16 protein-coding genes and 1 pseudogene are annotated in these 20,866 nt (G+C 73.6%); 6 read left to right on the forward strand and 11 right to left on the reverse strand.

The features are described from left to right. A partial coding sequence (locus M8J73_RS17950; protein ID WP_249828794.1) for an Lrp/AsnC family transcriptional regulator occupies positions 1-199 on the reverse strand: 199 nt, incomplete at its 3' end. A 60-nt stretch (positions 200-259) separates the two neighbouring features. Here M8J73_RS17950 and M8J73_RS17955 point away from each other — a divergent pair. Further along, the gene (locus M8J73_RS17955; protein ID WP_249828795.1) at positions 260-1,498 is read left to right on the forward strand and encodes a trans-sulfuration enzyme family protein; all 1,239 of its coding nucleotides are present in this window, start codon (positions 260-262) and stop codon (positions 1,496-1,498) included. 200 nt (positions 1,499-1,698) lie between these two features. Here the strand turns inward: M8J73_RS17955 and M8J73_RS17960 are convergent, their stop codons facing one another. Further along, entirely contained in the window at positions 1,699-2,727 is a 1,029-nt protein-coding gene (locus M8J73_RS17960) for an NAD(P)-dependent alcohol dehydrogenase (RefSeq protein ID WP_249828796.1), read from the reverse strand. 126 nt (positions 2,728-2,853) lie between these two features. On the opposite strand from M8J73_RS17960, the gene M8J73_RS17965 reads away from it, so the two are divergent. Further along, positions 2,854-3,528 (forward strand): TetR/AcrR family transcriptional regulator, encoded by a 675-nt coding sequence (locus M8J73_RS17965; protein ID WP_249828797.1) that lies wholly within the window; start codon positions 2,854-2,856, stop codon positions 3,526-3,528. A gap of 80 nt (positions 3,529-3,608) precedes the next feature. Here M8J73_RS17965 and M8J73_RS17970 read toward each other — a convergent pair whose 3' ends face one another. From M8J73_RS17970 to pdxR, 5 genes are all read right to left on the reverse strand, one after another. Further along, complete coding sequence (locus tag M8J73_RS17970; RefSeq protein WP_240501556.1) at positions 3,609-5,036, reverse strand: GNAT family N-acetyltransferase; 1,428 nt, start codon at positions 5,034-5,036, stop codon at positions 3,609-3,611. A 147-nt stretch (positions 5,037-5,183) separates the two neighbouring features. Next, on the reverse strand, positions 5,184-7,850 hold the full coding sequence (locus tag M8J73_RS17975; protein ID WP_055540756.1) for a DUF6493 family protein: 2,667 nt from the start codon (positions 7,848-7,850) through the stop codon (positions 5,184-5,186). Beyond that, positions 7,847-9,316, reverse strand: a complete 1,470-nt coding sequence (locus M8J73_RS17980; protein WP_079055046.1) for an SWIM zinc finger family protein — start codon at positions 9,314-9,316, stop codon at positions 7,847-7,849. Before M8J73_RS17980 ends, M8J73_RS17975 begins: the two co-directional genes overlap by 4 nt. A 134-nt stretch (positions 9,317-9,450) precedes the next feature. Further along, positions 9,451-11,040 (reverse strand): alkaline phosphatase D family protein, encoded by a 1,590-nt coding sequence (locus M8J73_RS17985; RefSeq protein ID WP_055540757.1) that lies wholly within the window; start codon positions 11,038-11,040, stop codon positions 9,451-9,453. 293 nt (positions 11,041-11,333) lie between these two features. Continuing rightward, entirely contained in the window at positions 11,334-12,815 is a 1,482-nt protein-coding gene (gene pdxR, locus M8J73_RS17990; protein ID WP_249828798.1) for a MocR-like pyridoxine biosynthesis transcription factor PdxR, read from the reverse strand. 47 nt (positions 12,816-12,862) lie between these two features. On the opposite strand from pdxR, the pseudogene M8J73_RS17995 reads away from it, so the two are divergent. Beyond that, positions 12,863-13,651 (forward strand): annotated as a pseudogene (locus M8J73_RS17995) (EamA family transporter); the annotation flags it as partial. Positions 13,652-13,738: 87 nt separating this feature from the next. On the opposite strand, the gene M8J73_RS18000 reads toward M8J73_RS17995, so the two are convergent. Then, the gene (locus M8J73_RS18000) at positions 13,739-14,569 is read right to left on the reverse strand and encodes an alpha/beta fold hydrolase (RefSeq protein WP_055538380.1); all 831 of its coding nucleotides are present in this window, start codon (positions 14,567-14,569) and stop codon (positions 13,739-13,741) included. Between the two features lie 142 nt (positions 14,570-14,711). Between M8J73_RS18000 and sigJ the strand changes: the two genes are divergently transcribed. Both sigJ and M8J73_RS18010 read left to right on the forward strand, forming a co-directional pair. Beyond that, complete coding sequence (gene sigJ / locus M8J73_RS18005; protein ID WP_055538381.1) at positions 14,712-15,599, forward strand: RNA polymerase sigma factor SigJ; 888 nt, start codon at positions 14,712-14,714, stop codon at positions 15,597-15,599. Between the two features lie 256 nt (positions 15,600-15,855). Beyond that, the gene (locus M8J73_RS18010; RefSeq protein ID WP_055538382.1) at positions 15,856-16,617 is read left to right on the forward strand and encodes a GntR family transcriptional regulator; all 762 of its coding nucleotides are present in this window, start codon (positions 15,856-15,858) and stop codon (positions 16,615-16,617) included. A gap of 96 nt (positions 16,618-16,713) precedes the next feature. On the opposite strand, the gene M8J73_RS18015 is transcribed toward M8J73_RS18010, so the two are convergent. After that, on the reverse strand, positions 16,714-17,871 hold the full coding sequence (locus M8J73_RS18015; protein ID WP_249828799.1) for an ROK family transcriptional regulator: 1,158 nt from the start codon (positions 17,869-17,871) through the stop codon (positions 16,714-16,716). Positions 17,872-18,328: 457 nt separating this feature from the next. Here M8J73_RS18015 and M8J73_RS18020 point away from each other — a divergent pair, with 457 nt between their 5' ends. After that, positions 18,329-18,766, forward strand: a complete 438-nt coding sequence (locus M8J73_RS18020) for a hypothetical protein (protein WP_055537460.1) — start codon at positions 18,329-18,331, stop codon at positions 18,764-18,766. A 107-nt stretch (positions 18,767-18,873) separates the two neighbouring features. Here the strand turns inward: M8J73_RS18020 and mug are convergent, their stop codons facing one another. Next, complete coding sequence (mug, locus tag M8J73_RS18025) at positions 18,874-19,371, reverse strand: G/U mismatch-specific DNA glycosylase (RefSeq protein WP_055537461.1); 498 nt, start codon at positions 19,369-19,371, stop codon at positions 18,874-18,876. 44 nt (positions 19,372-19,415) lie between these two features. Next, the gene (gene purB, locus M8J73_RS18030) at positions 19,416-20,858 is read right to left on the reverse strand and encodes an adenylosuccinate lyase (protein WP_055537462.1); all 1,443 of its coding nucleotides are present in this window, start codon (positions 20,856-20,858) and stop codon (positions 19,416-19,418) included. Between the last annotated feature and the right edge of the window lie 8 nt (positions 20,859-20,866).

Consider the following 20,866-nt stretch of genomic DNA (forward strand, 5'->3'; position numbering starts at 1 on the left):
GCCCGAGCTTGGCCGGATCGAGGCGTAGCTGATGACCGAGGATCACTCCGGAGCGACGCAGCCGGGTCACCCGGTCCAGACACGTCGACGGCGCGACCCCCACCTGGGCGGCGAGATCGCGGTAGGTCGCCCGTGCGTCGTTCTGCAACAGGCGCAGAAGGTGGAGGTCCACCGGATCCAGTACGACAGATTCGGCCATTGTTCGAACGTAACACGGAGGCCGACCCGTACGGCCCGGCCGATGTTCACCCTGACGCCCATGAACTCAGCGAGCACGCACGCGTACGACCCCGCACGCACCACGCCGAGAGCGCTGGACACCGAGGCCGTGCACGCCGGCCGCGACGATCTCGCGCGCCTGGGCCTGCACGCCGCGCCCATCGACCTGTCGACGACCTACCCCTCGTACGACAGCCGCGGTGAGGCCGCCCGCATCGACTCCTTCGCCGTCGACGGCGCCGAACCCGAGGGCACCCCGATCTACGGACGCCTCGGCAATCCGACCGTCGCCCGTTTCGAGACCGCCCTCGCCCGCCTGGAGGGCACCGAGAGCGCCGTCGCCTTCGCCAGCGGCATGGCCGCGCTGAGCGCCGTGCTCCTTGCTCGCGCCTCCATGGGCCTGCGCCATGTCGTCGCCGTACGACCCCTGTACGGCTGCAGCGACCATCTCCTCACCGCGGGGCTGCTCGGCTCCGAGGTCACTTGGGTCGACTCGGCCGGCGTCGCGGACGCGCTGCGGCCCGACACCGGTCTGGTGCTGGTGGAGACCCCGGCCAACCCGACGCTCGCCGAGCTCGACCTGCGGGCCCTCGCCCACTCCTGCGGCTCGGTCCCGCTCCTCGCGGACAACACTTTCGCGACGCCGGTTCTTCAGCGGCCCGTCGAGCAGGGGGCGCGGCTCGTCCTGCACAGTGCCACCAAGTACCTCGGTGGTCACGGGGACGTCATGGCCGGGGTTGTTGCCTGCGACGAGGAGTTCGCCGGGCGGCTGCGGCAGATACGCTTCGCGACCGGCGGTGTCCTCCACCCGCTCGCCGGCTACCTCCTCCTGCGCGGCCTCGCGACCCTCCCCGTGCGGGTCAGGGCGGCTTCCGCGACCGCCGCGGAACTGGTCCGCCGCCTCGACGCCGACCCTCGTGTGGCGCGGGTCCACTACCCTCGCGTCGGCGGCGCGATGATCGCCTTCGAGGTCCACGGCGACCCCCACGACGTCATCGCGGGCGTCCGGCTGATCACCCCCGCCGTCAGCCTCGGCAGCGTGGACAGCCTGATCCAGCACCCGGCCTCCATCAGCCACCGCATCGTGGACGAGACCGACCGCCGGGGCGCCGGGGTGAGCGACCGGCTCCTGAGGATGTCGGTGGGCCTGGAGGACGTGGACGACCTGTGGGCGGACCTGGACGCGGCGCTGGGCGCCACGGCCGACACCACCACCACGGGGGTCGACGCCGACGCCGATCACCCTGTGGCGAGCCTGGGGGCGGCGTCCGGCCACTGAGCGGCCGTCTAGGGCCGGGGCCGGACTGCCCCGGCCCACCGGGCTCTGCCTGGGACCTCCGGGGCGTGCGGCTCTGCCTGCGCAGCACTGATCCGGGGCCGTGGCTTTGGCCTGCGCAGCGCCCTCGGGGGGCCGTGGCTCAGGCTTGTGTCGCGCTGCTCCGGGGGCCGCTGATCTGTGCCCGCGTCCGGGCCCCGGTCTCACTCCGCGGGAACGCTGAGCGCCAGTTTGCCCGTGACGCCGCCGTCGCGGAGGCGCCTGACGGCCGCGGCGGCCTCCGCGAGCGGGTACACGCGGTCCACGACGGGGCCGAGTGTGCCCGCCTCGATGAGCGCGGTCAGGTCCCGCAGCCCGTCGGCGTGCTCGGAGGCGATGAACGTGCCCAGGTGCCGGCCGGAGAACGGCGACAGCAGCTGGGCACGGAGCTGTCGGTCGGTGCCGCCGAGCCAGCGGCCGTCCGTCTCCCCGCCGGTGATGACCAGCCGCCCGCGCGGCGTGAGGGCGCGGCGCAGATCCCGCAGGGTGCGGTTGCCCGCGATGTCGATGATGGCGTCGTACCGCTGCGGGCCGGCCAGGAAGTCCTGACGGGTGTGGTCGATCACCTCGTCGGCGCCCAGTGCCCGCACGGCCTCGACCTTGGCCGTGCGCGCGACGGCCGTGACCCGTGCCCCCAAGGCATGGGCGAGTTGGGCGGCGAAGGTGCCGACCCCACCGGACGCTCCGGTGATCAGGACCTCCTGGCCCCGCTGGAGCCGCGCCCTGTCGCGAACCGCCTGGAGCGCGGTGAGCGCGCTGACGGGTACCGTCGCCGCCTCCTCGAAGGTCAGCCCGGCCGGCTTGGGGGCGATCCTGTCGGGCCGGGCGACGGCGTACTCGGCGAACGCGGCCGCCGCCGTGCCGTACACCTCGTCGCCGGGCGCGAACCCGGTCACGTCCGGGGCGACCGCCTCGACGACACCGGCGATGTTGCGGCCGGGGTTGGGGAGCTTCGGCCCGCGCAGCCCGCTCACCGGCCGGACCGCGTACGGCAGACCGGCCATCAGGTGCCAGGTACCGCGGTCCACGCTGGAGGCGCGCACGCGCACTCGAACCTGCCCCGGCCCGACCGCCGGACGGGCGAGCCGCCCCATGCGCAGGACGGCTTCCGGCTCGGCGCCGTAGCGCTCCTGCACGACGGCCGCCATCGTCCCGGTCTCCCCGGCTCGCGCCGCCTCGCTGGTGCTCCGCATCGTCGTCTCCCGCTTCGGGTGCTCGCTGGACTTACGCCGTAAGTGCAGCACTTACGGCGTAAGTAGAGCACTTACGCCGTAAGCTCGTCAACGCCCGGAGACCGTGAGAGGAAGTGACCGTCCCCCGTGACGCGACGTACCGCCCCGCAGCCGCCCCGCGAGACACTCACCCGGCAGCGGGTGCTGCGCGCCGCCGTCGAACTCGCCGACAGCGGCGGCCTGGAGACGCTCAGCATGCGCAAGCTCGGCGAGGCCGTGGGCGTCGAGGCGATGTCCCTGTACAACCACGTGGCCAACAAGGAGGACCTGCTCGACGGCATGGTCGACCTGGTCTTCGGCGAGGTCGACCTGCCCTCCCCGGACGACGAGTGGCGGCAAGCGATGCGGCAGCGGGCGGCCTCGATGCGCCAGGTGCTGTCCCGGCACCGCTGGGCGATCGGGCTGATGGCGTCACGGGCCACACCGGGGCCCGCCACCCTGCGGCACCACGACGCCGTGCTCGGCTGTCTGCGCCGGGGCGGCTTCTCCCTCACCCTCACCGCGCACGCCGTGTCGGTCCTCGACGGCTACATCTACGGGTTCGCCCTCCAGGAGAAGGCCCTGCCCTTCGAGACCCCGGAGCAGACCGCCGACGTGGCCGAGGCCATCATGAGCGGCTTCGGGGACGGCGAGTACCCGTACCTGACCGAGATCGCGACCGAGCACGTCATGCGGCCCGGGTACGCCTACGGCGACGAGTTCGACTTCGGGCTGGACCTCATCCTCGACGGCCTCCAGCAGGCGGTGGGCGGGACCCGGTGACAGCGAAGCGCGGGAGCCCGTCACCGGCTCCCGCGCTGTTGGTAAGGCCCTCCTGCTGTCGGGCCTGCTGTCGGGGCAGGTCACCGCCCCTTGCGGACCCCCTCCGCGCCCTCGGCCCGGTGCGCCGCCACGGCGTCCAGGCGGGCCGTGATCACCAGCGTCCCCTCCTCGACCTGGTAGTCGAGCGGCAGATCCAACGCCCGCATCGCCGCGACCATCCCCGTGTTGGACGACTGCGTCACGACATATACGTTCGCGCAGCCGGCGTCGCCCGCCATGGCCACCAGCCTGCGGAGCAACTCGCTGCCGATACCGCGCCGCTGCCACTCGTCCTCGACGAGCAGCGCGATCTCCGTCTCGTCGCCGTCCCAGAGCAGATGGCCCAGTCCGACGAGGCGCCCCGAGGTGGTCTGCGCGGCGAGCGTCCGCCCGAAACGGGGGCTCAGCAGATGCTTGAGGTAGCGGTCCGCGTCGCCGACCGGCCCGTGGTACCGCATGCTCAGCGTCCGCGCCGAGCACCTGTCGTGCATGGCCTTCGCCGCGCGCAGATCGCCCGCGTCGGCACGGCGCACCGTGAGGTCGTTGCCCTCGGGCAGTGTCAGCACGTCCTGGCTGCGCGGGATCCGCGGCCCGAGCCGCGTGTCCAGCTCCACCAGGGCCCGCGCCCGCGCGAACTCCGTGGGCGTGAACGGCAGATACGGCCGCTCCACCGTGATCGTCCCGCCCTCCGGCGCCCGCAGCCGCATCACCGTGCCCTCCAGGGCCCCCTCGACCGGCGCGCCCTCCTGGACCCGGCCCGAGCCGGGAGCGGTGGCGGGCAGCGAACGGATGGTGCAGCGCCCCAGCAACTGCCGCAGCGCCAGCGGGAGCTCCGCGGCGTCCAGCGCCGTACGCGTCGCCAGGCCGAGCACCCGCGTCGGCGCGTCCACCAGGTCATGGGCGTCGCCGCGCTCGATCCAGGTCTCGCTGCCGCCCGCGTCGGACACCGACCCGCTGATCTCCGTGGCGGACAGCTCCTCGGGCGCCCGCAGCAGGAACTCGTCCACGGTGCCCTCGGCCAACGGGTGCGTCTGCAGGCTCAGGATGTCGACCCGGTGGGCCGCCAGCGCCGTGCACAGCGCCGCGAGCGACCCCGGTTCGTCCTTCACGGTCGTCCGCATCCGCCACAACACGGTCGCCCCTGCCATGGCCCCGGCGTCCGCCACATCCGCCTCGCCCGCTCCGGCCGGCCCGGCCTGCCGCTCCGCGGGGAGCGACGGCCGGGCGCCGGTATCGCTCGTGGGCGGCGCGTGACCGTGGCGTCGTGTCCACCATGTGTGGAACCCGACAGCCGCGGGCAGGACGGCCGCCGTGACCGCCAACAGCACCGCACCGCCCGTGCCCCGCGCGGTGGAGCCCACCACCGCGTCGGCCACGGCCGCCGCCGCGAGGAGCGCGGCGAGACCGACCACGGCCCGCCGCCAGTGGCGCACCGGGCGACCGTTCCTCGCCCGCGTCACATCAGACATGTCTGGAGTCATGTGGCCACTGTGAGGGAAGGGTGTTGCGTGATCACGAACGCTTTGTGACCGGCCGGTAAAAGCATCGTTCCGTCCCTTTTGTTGCAGGTTGGACGACCGATGGGCCACGGCAGTCCGGACAGTTGATGGACCGGGTCAGACCGCCAGCGCCGCGCGCAGCCGCCGTGCCTCGGTGACCAGCCGGGACGAGCCCCTTCGGTCCGCCGCCAGATCGAGGTGGGGCAGCTCCCCGCGCGCCCCGGACCGTTCCACGCATTCGGCGGCGACGGCCAGCAGCTCCCCGAGCCCCCGAACCGGCGTGGTGGCCCTGGCCCGGTCCTTGCCGCCGTCCTCGCCCTGCCCGTCGGAGAGTTCGGCGAGCAGGTGCGGCAGGGCCGCCCGCAGGACCGCCCAGGCCGTGCCGTACGCGCCGGTGGACGCCGCCGTGCGTATCGCCTCGGCGATCCGCAGCGGCTTCAGATAGCTGATCACGGCCAGTCGACCGAGGTCGGCGCCGGCCTGCTCGACGTCGAGCTGCCCCCGGGCCGCCAGCACCAGCAGGGCGTCCACGGCGGCGAGCCGGTCCTCCGGCCGCTTGGCGCCCAGCCCGTACACCACGCACAACCGCACGGCCTCGCCCGTCTCGCCCTCCGCCTCGGCGAGCGTCGGCAGGAACGAGAACCCGGCCCCCGTGTCCTCGATGACCGCCTGCGAAATGTCCCGCAACACGCGTGCCGCCACCAGCTCCGGGCGTTCCGGCACGACCGCGAGCCAGTGCCGCCACTCGGCGTCGTCCCAGTGGGAGCAGTACCAGAGGCCCTTGTACTCGGACAGCGGGCGCCCCAGCCGGCGGACCTGCGGCGGGAAGGACTCGCTCTGCAACTCCGGGAGCTCCCCGAACTCCACGAGGACCCTCGGCCCTTCCGTACGGCTGCTCCGCACGGGCCGGGACGGCACGTCGGTCGCCAGCCACTCCGCCAGCCGGTCGCCCTCCGGGGTGCCCAGCTCCCGGGCGGCCACCGCGGCGGACGCCGACGCGGCCGGGTCGGCGCGCCGCACCCGCAGCAGCGCCTGCGCGAAGTCCGCCCGACCGGGCCGGGCCCCGAGCCGCCGGTAGGAGTCGAGTCTCGCCACCAGCTCCCCGGGCTCCAGCGCCCCCGTGCTCCAGGTGGGCGTGGCCAGCAGGAACGGCAGCGGCTCGGTGCGGACGCGATGGGCGACCTCCCACAGTCGGGCGTCGCGGACCCCGGCGAGGCCGCTGTGCACACACCCTCCGGACGTGGGGGCGTCCGAGCGCGCCTCGTGCAGGACGGAGACGCGGACCCGCTCGAACAGCGACGCCAGGACGATCTCCAGGTCGTGCGGCGAGTCCCGGAAGTACCGGTCGACGTACGCCGGCTCCATCTCCGCCCACCAACGCCCCGCCGCCACCGGACCCAGCGCCTCCACGAGTGCCTCGCGATCCCGGTGCGCATGGCGTACGAGCCCGTCCAGCGTCCGCTCGAAGGCGCTGATGTCGCCGTCCGAGGCCAGCAGCGCGTTGACCTCCTCGGCGAGTTCGGCGACCGTCTCAGGGGCCGGCGCGAGTCGCGTGGGCTCGGGCACGGGAGGGAGCAGCTCCTCGTACGCCTCCGGGCTCTCCTCGGCCGGGGAGATACCGAGGACGTCCTGGGCGCGGGTCCGCAGGCCGGGGCTCAGATCGGCGGCCGCGCCGGTGATCTCCTCGCGCGCGGCGTCCTCGTCGGCGACGTCGCCGATGTGCCGCTCGACGAGCTTCAGCGCCCGCTCCTGCACCTCCGTGTCCTCGTGCCCGAACGCCTGGGCGACCACGGGGAGCAGCGCGCCCGCGGTGGACGGGTCCTGCTTGAGGACCTTGCCGAGCAGGATCAGCTGGGAGCGGACGAGCTTCCGCTCGGGGCGGAAGAGCACGGCGCCGGACATCTCGATGAGCCGGCGTGACCCCAGTGCGCCGTCCAGAGCGAACTCGGCGAGGACGGACTGGGCGTGCCCGGCCACGGAGGAGGGGGCGTCCGCGCACAGGGACATCCAGTCCGCGATCCGCTCGCACCGCTCGTCACGGGTGAGGTCGAGCGAGGTCAGCAGGCCGAGGAACACCTTGTTGTCGGCCGTGGAGCCGCCGCCGCGCAGCAGCCGGGACACACAGCCGTCGATGAGGGTCTTGCGGTCGAGGAGGCCCTCCTCGGCGAGCTGGGTGAGGGCGTAGGTCCAGTTGTTCAGCCCCTCGCCGTACCGCCAGTCGCTGCGGGCGCCGATCTCCGCGATGTCGAACAGGGCGGTGACGAGGTCCGCGAGGTGCGGGTCCTTGCGCAGATTGCCGATGACGGTGCCCGCCTTCCAGCGCGCCCGGCCGATGTGCTCCATCCAGCCCCGTACATAGGTCTCGGACGTCGGCACCGCACAGCCCGCGAGCCGCACCAGACCGGACATCAGCTCGTACGGCACCTGCGCGGTCAGCGGGCGCTCCGCCAGCCGGTGCACCAGGTCGTCGAGCCAGCGCGGCTCACGGTCGCCGAGCACATCGATCAGGACCGGTGCCGGCGCCTGCCGCCAGCGCATGTCGGACCCCGCGATCCAGTCGGCGACCGCCGCCGCGCCCGTCTGGCAGGCCGCGCCGGCCACGTGCAGCGCCGGATACGCGCGCTGCAGGGGCGAACCCCACGGCTCGGACCGCAGCTTCTTGCGCAGTTCCTTCAACTCGGGCATGCACGCTCGTCGTTCGGCGTCCGTCATACCGTCCGCCAGGGTGACCACGTCACCCGTGTTTCCCGCCCGTACCGCGTTGACCAGCGTCGTCGCCGTCATCGCGCACCCCCGTCGATGCTCGTCCCGCTCGGTTCCATGTCGATCGTGGTTTCGGTCGTCGTGCTGTCCGGCTCCCCGGGTGCCGGTGTCCCTCCGGTCCCCGCCTCCCCGCCCCGGCGGACCATCCGCACCGCCAGCGCGTGCTTGCAAGGGCCCCTGCCGCCGCGGTACTTCGCCCACCACAGGCAGGAACAGCTCAGTGTGCCCCCGTCGTCGCGGACCCGGTGGACATGCCCGTCCTCGGCGGTCACCGTGCCGAGCGAGCCGTCCAGGGAGACCGCCCCGGCGGCCACCAGGCCGCGGGCCGAGCGTAGCCGCGGATTGTGCCGCTCGACGCGGTCGGCGTCGTAGGGGAGTTCCCGGTGGAAGTAGGCGGCCTCCGCCGTGTCGTAACCGACGCGTCCCGAGGTCCCCAGCCGGGTCAGCGCCGCCCGTACCCGCTCGGCGGTGAGGCCGGAGGACGCGGCCAGGTCGCCGATGTCGATGCGGGGCTCCCAGGCGAGGAGGACCGAGATCAGCTCCGCGTCCTCGGCGGCCTCGTCGGTGGCGAGGGCCTCCAGCACACCGCCCTCGCCGGAGAAGCCGCGCGCGGCCTCCGGGGACAGCGTGAGGGTGAGCCGCATACCGGGCAGCTCGACCTCCCAGGCGCTCGCCAGGGCCGCCGCCCCGGCGGCCGGCGGGCCGTAGACGCGCAGTGCGGTCGCGTGGCGCAGGACCCGTTGGAGGGCCACCAGCCGCTCCGGGCCGGGCAGGCAGACCGCGCCCGGCACCGGCCGCGTCGTCGGGCGCAGGACCCGGCCCGAGGGCACGACCCACTGGGCGCCCCGCGACGCGCCCCGCCCGCCACCGCGCGGCAGCGACCGCAGGAACCGTACGGCCTCGGCGGCGGGCAGCTCGGCCCGCAGATCGAAACCGGCGGCGATCACCTGCGCCTCGGCGAAACCGCGCAGCCAGCGGTCCGGCAACGGCACCTTCTTCTCCACCACCGGGCCGTCCAGCGTCGTCACCGCCAACTCGTCTGGGCCGACCCGCAGATGCAGCGGATCGTCGGAGCCGACGCGGGACAGCGCCTCGCGCAGTGGGTTGTTGACGTCGACGTTGGTCGTGCCGTGGCCGACCTCACCCCCGTCGAGTCCCGGCTCCAGGACGTCGAGCCGGGCGTACACCCCGCCGCAGCCGGAGAACGACTCGAAGCGCAGCCGGTCCCCGTTGCCCGTCACCACCGGGTCCAGGGAGGCCCGTAGCTGCTGCTGGTAGTAGCGCGCCGCCGCCACGTCGGCGACCGCCAGCAGGGCGGCCGCCGCCACCTGAGGAGAGGTCAGGAAGCCCGTGAAGAACCGCGGATGGTCCTGGAAGCCCGTCGGGGTCGCACCCCGGGAGGTCTCCAGCCCCAGCCGGCTTCCGCCCGCCGCGGACTCCAGCACGGAGGGTCGGGTATAGGCCACGGCCTGCAAAGATCGCGTCATGGGAAAACCGTAGGAGCGACCACTGACAACGGGCGATGACCTGCGAAAACGCGGCGGACGGCCCGGTGTTGCCGAGCCGTCCGCCATATGACTGGGGGCCAGGTTCGCCGGCCCCCCGTTTCAGGCCGTGCGGGTCACTGTCCCACCAGCCCCGGCTGGAGCGTCTTGGTGTAGAGCACGGTGCCGTCCTGCTCGCGCAGCCGCACCGTCAACTCCCCGCTGCGGCCGTCGATGTCGACCTCGCCGAAGAACTGGTAACCACCCGCGGGCGACACGTTCGCCGTGGTCGGCGCCTTGAGGAAGACCCGCTCGGGACCGAACGTGTTGTCGAGGGCGTTCGCCGGGAAGGCACCGGCGTTGAGCGGCCCGGAGACGAACTCCCAGAACGGCTCGAAGTCGGTGAACGCCGCCCGCGACGGCTGGTAGTGCTGCGCCGAGGTGTAGTGCACGTCGGCCGTCAGCCACACCGTCCCGGTGATCCTCTGGTGCTTGATGAACCGCAGCAGTTCGGCGATCTGCAGCTCACGCCCGAGCGGCGCGCCCGGGTCGCCCTGGGCCACCGCCTCGATGTTCGGCTTCCCGTCGCCGGTGTCCGGCACGACCAGGCCGAGCGGCATGTCGGAGGCGATCACCTTCCACACGGCACGGGAACGAGACAGCTCCCTCTTCAGCCACCGCAACTGCTCGGCGCCGAGGATGCCCACCGGGTCGGTGGTCTGCTTGCCGGGCGAGTTGGCGCCGCGGTACGTCCGCATGTCCAGGACGAACACGTCGAGGAGCGGGCCGTGGCGCATCACCCGGTGCACCCGGCCCTCGCGCGAGCCCGGCCGCAGCGTCGAGATGGGGAAGTACTCGCTGAAGGCGCGCCGCGCCCGGGACGCCAGCACGTCCACGCTCTTCTCCGTGTAGCGGGCGTCGGTGAGGATCTCTCCCGGGTACCAGTTGTTGGTGACCTCGTGGTCGTCCCACTGCACGATCGACGGCACCTGCGCGTTGAACCGCTTCAGGTTCTCGTCCAGCAGGTTGTAGCGGAAGTTGCCGCGGAACTCCGCCAGCGTCTCCGCCACCTTGGCCTTCTCCTCGGTGGTGATGTTCCGCCAGGTCCCGCCGCCGGGCAGGGGCGCCGTCGCGGCGATGGGGCCGTCGGCGTAGATCGTGTCCCCGCTGAACAGGAAGAAGTCGGGGTCCAGCCGTCCCATCGCGTCGAAGACGCGGTAGCCGCCGCGATCCGGGTTGATGCCCCAGCCCTGCCCGGCCAGGTCGCCCGACCACAGGAACCGCACGCCGGAGCGCCGCTTCACCGGCGTCGTCCGGAACGTGCCGGTCACCGGCTCGCCGGTGCGGCGCGGGTCGTCCGGGTCGGCGAGGAGCACCCGGTAGTGGATCTGCTCACCGGCCGGCAGGCCGCGCAACCGGGTCGTCCCGGTGAAGTCGGTGCCGGCCCCGAGCAGCGGGCCGTGCCACCTGCGCGGGTTGCGGAACGACTCGGTGGCGGACGTCTCCACGATCATGCGCGCCGGCCGGTCCGAGCGCACCCACACGAGACCGGAGTGCGCGCTCACGTCTCCGGCCTGCACACCCCATCCGGCCCGCGGCCGCCCCGACAGGGCGAACGCTGGCGCCGCCGCGAGCGAGCCGGGCAGGGCCAGGGCCGCCGACGCGGCCAGGGAACCGCGCAGCACACTGCGGCGGCCGGGCAGGGAGATCGGCGGGCGGTGTGACATGAATGAGCCTCCTGGGACGGATTCGGCCAATGCGCAGTGCCACAAGTACTGGTGCGCCGAGGCGCACGCGGAAACGACAAGTGAACAACTGACCGGGGTTGCGGGGGAAGCAGGCCGCGACGCCCGCGAGGGGTGTGTCGCGCGAGTCCGGGAGGGGTGTGTCGTGCGGGACCGGGAGGGGTGTGTCGCGCGGGACCGGGCGGGATGTGCCGCGCGCCCGCCCGCCCGGGAGGGGCAGGTCGCGCCGGGCCCGGGAGAGGCATGTCGCTCCCGGCCCGGTCAGGCAGCAGGATTCACGCGCGGCCGTCCTGTCCGGCCGCCTCCGCCATCAGCCGTACCCCCTCCCGGATCCGTGCCGGTGACAGATGCGCGTACCCGAGGACCAGCCGGGGCAGGTCGTCCGGCACGCGCCCGTACCGCCCCAACTCACGCACCGCGACCCCCGCCGCCGTTACCCGCTCCACGAAGCGGTCGCACGGTCCGTACCGCTCGGGCAGCGTGGCGATCACATGGAGCCCGGCGGCGATCCCGGACACGCGCGTGCCGGGCAGGTTCTCGGTGAGGGCGGCCACCAGGGTGTCCCGGCGTTCGCGGTAGGCCCGCTGGCAGCGGCGCAGTTGCCGGTCGTGTTCGCCGCGCTCCACGAACCGGGCGAACAGGGCCTGGTCGAGGGTGGGATGGCCGAGATCCATGGTCCGCTTGCGCTCGACGACCTCCTCGGTCAGGGACGCCGGTACGAGGAGCCAGCCGAGCCGCAGTCCCGGCGCGAGCGACTTGCTGACGGAACCCGTGTACGCGACCCGCTCCGGGTCCAGTCCCTGGAGGGCGCCCACGGGGGCGCGGTCGTAGCGGAAGTCGCCGTCGTAGTCGTCCTCCACGATCAGACCGTCCACCGACCGCGCCCAGTCGAGCAGTTCGGTGCGGCGCCGCGCCGAGTAGGCGATGCCCGAGGGGAACTGGTGGGACGGCGTCGTCACCACCGCCCGCACACCCGAGTCGCGCAGCGGCCCCATGGCCAGACCCGCCCCGTCCAGTGGCAGCGGCACGGTGCCCATCCCGGCGGCGGCGTACAGGGACGCGTGCTCCGGGCTGCCGGGGTCCTCGACGCCCAGGGCGTGCTCCCCGCGCGCGTGGAGCACGAGCCCCAGCAGGGTCATCGCCTGGGCGACCCCGGAGACCACCACCAGCCGCTCCGGATCGGCGACCACGCCCCGGCGCCGGGCGAGCAGTTCGGCGAGCGCGGTACGCAGCCGGGGCAGCCCGCGCGGGTCCGGGTAGCCGAGCGCGTCGTGGGGGAGTTCCGCGAGCACCCCGCGCTGCGCGGCGGCCCAGGCGGCGCGCGGAAAGAGCGACAGGTCGGGTGTGCCGGGGACGAAGTCGGCACGGGCGCCGGGGGAGCGGGGGGCGAGATCACGCGCGCGTGGCGGTCCGCCACGGACCGCCGCCCCCACCCAGGTCCCCGCGCCCCGACCACTGCGCAGATACCCCTCCGCCGCCAACTGCTCGTACGCCTCGGTCACCAGCCCGCGCGACACCCCCAGATCGGCGGCGAGGTCCCGGCTCGACGGTAGCCGGGTCCCCCGCGCCAGCCGCCCCGAACGGATCGCCTCCCGCAGCGCCGCCTGCAACGTACGTCCACGCGCGCGTGCGGGAGCGGAGGCGACCGGCAGCAGCAACTCCCAGGCGGCGGCCCAGGGCGCGGCCCCCTCGCCGTCCACGGGCGCGTCCGGCGGAGGAGTGGTCCCCGACGGCGAATTGGTCCCCGATGACGTCATGGAAGTGGACCTTAAACCGGTCCGCCCACGTCCCTAGCGTCACCGTCATGAACGCCACCACGGCTCGTGGAGCCCTGCCCGCCGCCCTCGCCTGCGTCCTCGTCGGCGGCTCCTTCACCGCCAACAGCGTCCTCGGCGACTACCCGTACGCCGGCGGCCAGTTCCTCCGCTACGGGCTTGCCTTCCTGGTGCTGCTCCCGCTGCTCGGCCGGGGCGGCACCGCACCGCTGCGCCGCCTCACCGCCCGGCAGTGGCTGCGGCTGGCGCTGCTCGCGGCGGTCGGCATGGTCGGCTTCAACCTCGCCGTGCTCGCCGCCGAGCGCACGGCGGAACCGGCCGTGCCCGGCGTGTTCGTGGGCTGCGCCCCCGTCGTCGTGGCCGTCCTGGTCCCCCTGTCGGAGGGGCGGCGCCCCCAACGGACCGTGCTGTACGGGGCGTCGCTGGTCGCGGCGGGCGCGTTCACCGTCCAGGGCTGGGGCCGCACGGACGGCGCCGGGATCGCCTTCTCCGTCTGCGCGCTGGCCGGCGAGGTCGGCTTCGCGGTGCTGGCCGTGCCGGTCCTGCGGCCGCTCGGACCACGGCTGCTGTCGGCGACCGTGTGCGGTGTCGCCGCGGCCGAGTCGGCCGCCGTCGGGCTGAGCGTCGACGGCGGTGACTGGCTGCGCCGCCCGGACGGCACGGAGGCCGCCGCACTGGTGTGGCAGGCGGCGGTCGTCACCGTCATCGGGTTCGTGTGCTGGTACATGGGCATGCAACGCATCGGCGCCGAACGCGCCACCCTCTTCTCCGGCCTCATCCCGGTGGCCGCCGCCTGCACCGCGCCCCTCGTCGGCACCGGCCCCTACGGCGCCGCCCAGGCGGTGGGCAGCGCCCTGGTGGGCGCCGGGGTCGCCCTGGGCTCCGGGTTGACCGTGCGCCGCGGTTCAGCGGCTGCCGTCGAGGATGACGCGGGCCACCAGCGCCGGGTCGTCGTTCATCGGGCAGTGGCCGCAGCCGGGCAGCCGCACCAGCCGCGCGCCGGGGATGACCCGCTTGGCGCGGACGCCCTGCCGGGGGACGAGCAGCCAGTCCCTCGTGCCCCAGGCCACGGTGACCGGCAGCTCCGGGATGTCGTCGGTGAACAGGACGCTCCCGCCGGCCCTGAGGGTCGCGTCGAACCCGGTGGCCCCCGCGAGCGCGAGCGTCTCGGCGACCACGGCCTCGGGTGAACGGCGGCTCGGGCGGGCGTAGATGGTGCTCGTCAGGGCTGCCCGGCCGGCCGCCGAACGCGACAGGCGCTGAACCAGCGGCAGCGGCATCCGCCGGGAGAGGTGCCGCATCGTCAGCAGGATGCCGAACGCGTAGCGCCGCTCGGCCTCGTTCCAGAACCCGGCGGGCGACAGCGCCGTGACCGACCGTACGAGCTTCTCCCGGCCCAGTTCCAGGGCGAGCAGACCGCCGAGGGAGTTGCCCGCGACATGGGGGCGGTCGAGCTCCAGGGTCTCGCAGAAGGCGCGGAACACGGCGGTGGTCGTGGGCAGGTCGTAGGCCAGGCCGTCCGGGAGGCCGGGGGACGCGCCGAAGCCGGGCAGGTCCACGCTGATGACCTCGCGCTCGGCCGCCAGCAGGTGCACCACCGGGTCCCAGGCCTGCCGGTGGTGGCCGATTCCGTGCAGCAGGAGCAGCGGTTCGCCGGTGCCCTCGCGCGCGTAGGAGACCGTCACGGACCGCGGGCCGAGCGGGGAAGGGACCTGGAAGGAGACCGTGGCGGACATGGTGCAGCTCCTCGTCTGTGAGGGTGGGGCGCGCCGTCGAACGGCATTCCTAGACAGCTTGTCAGCAACTACTACCGACGGGTAGTCCTCGTGGGTAACAAACGCCCTGGACACCGGCCCACGCGTCGGATGGGATGGGACGGTGACCACTGACACCGCGACCGATGTCTTCGAAGAGCACCGCCCCGTCCTCATGGGAGTCGCCTACCGCATGCTCGGCAGGGTCGCCGACGCCGAGGACGTGGTCCAGGAGGCCTGGCTGCGCTGGACCGGAGCCGACCGGTCCGACGTACGCGAACCCCGCGGCTACCTGGTCCGTGTGACGACCCGCCTCGCCATCGACCGGCTCCGCCAGGTGCAGTCGCGCAACGAGGCCTATCCCGGCCCGTGGCTGCCCGAGCCGTACGTCACCGACTACGAGGCCACCGTCCCGGACACCGCGGAACGCGCCGTGCTCACCGACACCGTCTCCCTCGCCGTCCTCGTCGTCCTGGAGTCCCTCTCCCCCCTGGAACGCGCGGTGTTCGTGCTCCGGGAGGCCTTCGGCTACCCGTACGCCGAGATCGCCGGCATGCTCGACCGCACCGAGCCCGCCGTGCGCCAACTCGCCGGACGGGCCCGTCGGCACGTCGACGAGCGGCGCCCTCGCTACGAGGTCGACCCGGCCGAACGCCGGGAGCTCACCGAGCGGTTCCTCGCCGCGGCGGCCGGCGGCGACCTCGACGGGCTCATGGCGCTGCTCGCCCCGGACGTCCGCCTCGTCGCCGACAGCGGTGGCCTCGCCAAGGCCCCGGTGCGGATCATCGAGTCCGCCGACAAGGTGGGGCGCTTCCTGCACGGAGTGTCCGGCCAGGGCGTCGCGGACGCCTCGTTCCGCTTCATGGAGATCAACGGCGGCTTCGCGCTGGTCGTCCTCACCGGAGGCAAGCCCGACGCCGTGTTCCAGCTCGACGTCGCCGACGGACGAATTCAGTGCATCCACATCGTCCGCAACCCGGAGAAGCTGCTCGCCCTGCCGCTCGACCAGTAGCCGGTGGGCCGTCGGGCATCCGCCCGTCAACCGCCGTACGACCCGTCAGATGACCGGTCGTACGGCGGTTCGGCATGCCCTCATGAAGGCTCCGTGAACGCTGTGCCACGCCCCGCGCGGCGGATGCCCGAGGCTTCGAGGATTGGTCTTGACCAAGGGTGGGGGCGGGCCTATGGTCGCAAGAAAGTGCAACAACCTTTAATAAACAAGGGCGCTAAAAACGCCGCCGGGACACGGCGAAGCAGCGGAGGACAGGGTGGGGACCCAGCAGCTCGAATCGGTGCCGGAACCGAAGTACTGGCACCTGAAGACCGTGCTCAGTGAGGCATTGGACTCCGAGTTCTCGGTGGGCGAGATCCTGCCCAACGAGCGCGACCTGGCGGCCCGCTTCGGCGTCGCCCGGGCCACGCTCCGCCAGGCACTGGAACAGCTCGAACTGGAAGGCCGGCTCCAGCGCCGGCGCGGCGTCGGCACCACGGTGGCCCCGCCGCGCGTGGGCGTCTCCGTCGGCGGCGAGCAGCACGCCTGGCCGGGCACGGCCGGGGACGCCTGGCAGGCCGTGGACTGTGCGGAGGCGGCGCCGCCCACCGCGGTTGCCGAGATCCTGGACACCCTCCACGGCGAGCAGGTCCATGTCGTACGCCGCTCCCGCGTCTCCCACGGCCAGCCCGTGGCCGCCGAGCTGCTCTACATCCCGGCGGCCTCCGTGCCCGCCCTCTCCGCCATAGACGCGCCCTCCGGCGCGGCACGCGCGCGTGCGGTGCTGCGCGAGTTGCAGCGGCTGGAACTGGAGGGGCAGGACCGCTCGGTGGAGCTGGGCTCCGCGCGCGCGGAGGACGCGAAGGAACTGGACCGGCTGCCGGGGGCGCCCGTCCTCGTCGTCACGACCCGCTTCTTCGCCGAGGGACGTGCCGCCGCGGTCTCCCTGGCCACCTACCGTGCCGACACCTGCCGCCTGACCTTCGGCGCCTCGGGCGACGTCGAGATCCACCACGGCCCGGAACGCCGCGCGTCCTGAGGACACCGGCTCCACGAGCCGCATCCGCCGTGCCCCGGACACTCCGGGGCACGGCGTTTCACATGGGGTGAAGGGTGCGTCAAGTGTCGAGAAGGCTCAGCGCCGGGCCGTGACCGTGCCCTCGACCGCGAACAGCTGCTCCTCGACATGGTCGAGCGCGAGCCGCAGCGCGCCCATGGCGACGGCCGTCTCACCCAGCCGGGACAGGTCCACCCGGGGCGGGCGCAGGCAGTAGCGGGCGAGTTCCTGCCGCAGGGGTTCGAGGACGTCGTCGATGCCGGTCGCCCAGCCGCCGACGACGACCAGCTCGGGGTCGAGCGCCAGCACCAGCGCGGCCACGTCGTGCACCAGCCGCTGTATGAAGCGCTGCACGGCGGCGCGGGCCCGCTCGTCGCCCTCGCGCGCGTGCCGGAACACTTCTGCGACGGCCTGTTCGTCGAGCGGGTGCAGCGGCTCGCCGGTGGTCGACAGCAGCGCCTCCGGGGTGGCCTCCCGGCCCAGCAGATGCAGCGCGCCGATCTCCCCGGCCGCGCCCCCGTAGCCCCGGTGCAGCCGCCCGCCGATCAGCGAACCCGCGCCGGGGCTCAGCCCGGCCAGCACGAACACCAGGTCGTCCGACTCGGTGGCCGCGCCCTTCCAGTGCTCGGCGACCGCGGCGGCGTTGGCGTCGTTCTCCACCAGGACCGGGCACTTGAAGGAACGGCTCAGCCGCTCGCCCAGGTTCAGCCCCGTCCACTCCGGCAGGGCCGTACCCAGCCGTACGGTGCCGTCCGCCTCGACGATGCCGGGGGTGCCCACGCCGACCGCGCGCAGCGAGTCCCGCGCGACACCGGACCTGCGGAGCAGCTCCGCGACGATCGAGCGCAGCCGTTCCAGCCGTTCGTCGGCCGGCGCGGTTTCGGCCACGTCCTTGGCCAGCGAGCCCAGCACCCGCCCGTCGAGGTCCGCGAGCAGCGCGGTGACGCCGTGCGAGCCCACCTCCAGTCCGAGCAGGTGCCCCGCCTCCGCCCGGAACCGGTACCGGCGCGCCGGTCGGCCCTGGCGCCTGGCGGCCCCTTCCTCGGCGGCCCGCTCGACCACCAGCCCGGCCTCGACCAGCCCTTCGACGACGCCCTCGACCGTGGGCCGGGACAGCCCGGTGACCCGGGTGATCTCCGTGAGCGTGGCGTGATCCGTGGCGCGCAGCGCGTGCAGCACCACCGCCGAGTTGATTCTCCGGAGCAGAGAAGGATCCCCGCCGGTCAGCTGCCCCAACGTCCGTCCTCCCAGCTAGCACGCGTGTCTGCCGGATGGTACTCGCCAAGGGGGACCCCGGCGAGTGCCCACCGCCCCCGACCTGCCGAGCACCCCGCAGGCCCCCCGCTGCCGCGCCTACATGCCACTGTCGCCGCCCCACGGGCCCACCGTCGCCGCGCCGCCTGCCCGCCGTCGCTACTTCGTCGGCCGTCGCCCCTCGGGCCCTCGGCCGACGGTCGCCGCCCCCGCCGTCGTCGGCCGACGGTCGCCCCGCTCGGCCGGTCGCCCCGCCGGTCGGACCCCGTGCCGGTCGGACCCCGCGCCGGTCGGACCCCGCGCCGGACGCGAGCCCCACCGAGCAGCCGCCCGGCCTCGGGTCCCGCTCCCCTCCCCGACCGTCCTGTCCGGCGTCGGGCCGCGGGGGCGGGCCACTGACGGGACGCCAATTGTCAGTGGTGCCCGCTTTACTGGACGCATGAGCATCACCCGGCACCTCGCCCTCATCGAGAGGCTGTGCTCCGCCGAGTTCCCTGCGGAGCCCGGCCGGTCGGACGCCGGCACGGGCGGTCCCGGCTACCACATCGCCGAATTACAGACGAGCGCCGACTTCTGGGAGGACGACGGCACCCGCCGGGAGGAGACCGAGGAGCAGTACGAGGCGGACCGGGACGCCCTGTCGGAGCGGCTCGCCGACCGCTGGGGAGCACCGGACGTGATCAGCCTCTGGAGCGTTCAGGACCGTTCGATGGAGGGGGAGGACATACCGGAGCCGTGGGCGGTGCTCAGCTCGCACGTCCCCGATGTGCACCTGTGGCAGGTGGACGGCCGCTGGGTCGCCCTCGGCGTCTCCCAGTGGGACAAGGAGCTGCCGTTCCAACTGGTCGCCCTGATAACGGAGACGGACCCTCCCTGACCGAGCGGGTCCCACGCGTGACGGGTCCCACGCTTGGCGGGTCCCGGACCCCACGACCGGCAGGCCGCGCGGCCCTCCGCTCAGTCCTCTGCCGCCATCCCCTCGGCTCAGTGCTCCGCCGCCACCCGCAGCCGGGCGAACTCCTCGGCCATCGTCGCCGCCGTCCAATGCGCGTTCAGGCCGCTGGGGTTGGGCAGGACCCACACCCGGGACGTGCCGATCGTCCGCTCTTGCGGACCGACCACGGCCTTGCGGTCACCGAACGCGGCCCGGTACGCGGTCACACCGACCACCGCGAGCCACCGCGGCCGCAGCCGCTCCACCTTCGTGGTGAGCAGACGGCCGCCCTCGACGTACTCCTCCGCCGTCAACTCGTCGGCACGCGCCGTCGCCCGGGCGACCACGTTCGTGATGCCGAGCCCGTACGACGGCAACTCGCCCTGCTCGGACGGCTTCAACAGCCGCGGCGTGAAACCGGACAGGTGCAGGACCGGCCAGAAGCGATTGCCGGGCCGGGCGAAGTGATGGCCGGTCGCGGCCGTCATCAGCCCCGGGTTGATGCCGCAGAACAGCACCCGGAGGCCGTCCGCGACCACGTCCGGCACCAGCCGGTCGCGGGCGGCCTCCAGCTCCTGCGGGGTGAAGCGCGTCAGAGGATCGCTCCCGGCGTGTAACCGGCCGCCTCCGGGCGCTGCTTGACGATCTCCTCGACCCGGCCGACGACGGCGGCGACCTGGTCGGCCGCGGCGCCCGTGAAGGACAGCTTGTCCGCCATCAGCGCGTCGAGCTGCTCCCGGTCCAGCGGGATGCGCTCGTCCGCCGCCAGCTTGTCGAGCAGTTCGTTGCGCTCGGCGCCCTGCTCGCGCATCGCGAGGGCCGAGGCGACGGCGTTCTCCTTGATCGCCTCGTGGGCGACCTCGCGGCCGACACCCGCGCGCACGGCGCCCATCAGCACCTTGGTCGTCGCGAGGAACGGCAGGTAGCGGTCCAGCTCCCGCGCGACGACGGCCGGGAAGGCGCCGAACTCGTCGAGCACCGTCAGGAACGTCTCCAGCAGACCGTCCAGCGCGAAGAACGCGTCCGGCAGCGCGACCCGGCGCACCACCGAGCAGGACACGTCGCCCTCGTTCCACTGGTCGCCCGCCAGCTCGCCGGTCATCGACGCGTAGCCGCGCAGGATGACCATGAGGCCGTTGACGCGCTCGCAGGAGCGGGTGTTCATCTTGTGCGGCATCGCCGAGGAGCCGACCTGGCCCGGCTTGAAGCCCTCGGTGACCAGCTCGTGCCCGGCCATCAGCCGGATCGTCTTCGCCAGCGACGACGGGGCCGAAGCCAGCTGCACCAGCGCCGTCACGACCTCGTAGTCGAGGGAGCGGGGGTACACCTGGCCGACGGAGGTGAAGGCTTGGGAGAAGCCCAGGTGCCGGGCGATCCGGTCCTCCAGCTCGGCCAGCTTCGTGGCGTCCCCGCCCAGCAGGTCCAGCATGTCCTGGGCGGTGCCCACGGGGCCCTTGATGCCGCGCAGCGGGTAGCGGCCGAGCAGCTCCTCGACCCGGCCGTACGCCACGAGAAGCTCGTCGGTGGCGGTCGCGAAACGCTTGCCGAGGGTGGTGGCCTGCGCGGCCACGTTGTGCGAACGGCCGGCCATGACCAGCTCGCCGTACTCGCCGGCCAGCTTGCCGAGGCGGGCGAGGACCGCCACCGTACGGTCGCGCATCAGCTCCAGGGAGAGCCGGATCTGGAGCTGCTCGACGTTCTCGGTGAGGTCGCGGGAGGTCATGCCCTTGTGGACGTGCTCGTGCCCGGCGAGGTCGTTGAACTCCTCGATCCGCGCCTTCACGTCGTGCCGCGTGACCTTCTCGCGCTCGGCGATGGAGGCCAGGTCGACGGTGTCGAGGACCCGCTCGTAGTCGGCGAGCGCCTCGTCCGGCACCTCGATGCCGAGGTCCTTCTGGGCCCGCAGCACGGCCAGCCAGAGCTGTCGCTCCAACCTCACCTTCTGCTCGGGCGACCAGAGCGTGGCGAGCTCGGTGGAGGCGTAACGTCCGGCGAGGACGTTCGGGATGCGGGGCTTGGCTGGCGCAGAAGTCACGTGTACGG

Source organism: Streptomyces neyagawaensis (assembly GCF_023516595.1).
In the GTDB taxonomy this organism is placed as follows: domain Bacteria; phylum Actinomycetota; class Actinomycetes; order Streptomycetales; family Streptomycetaceae; genus Streptomyces; species Streptomyces neyagawaensis.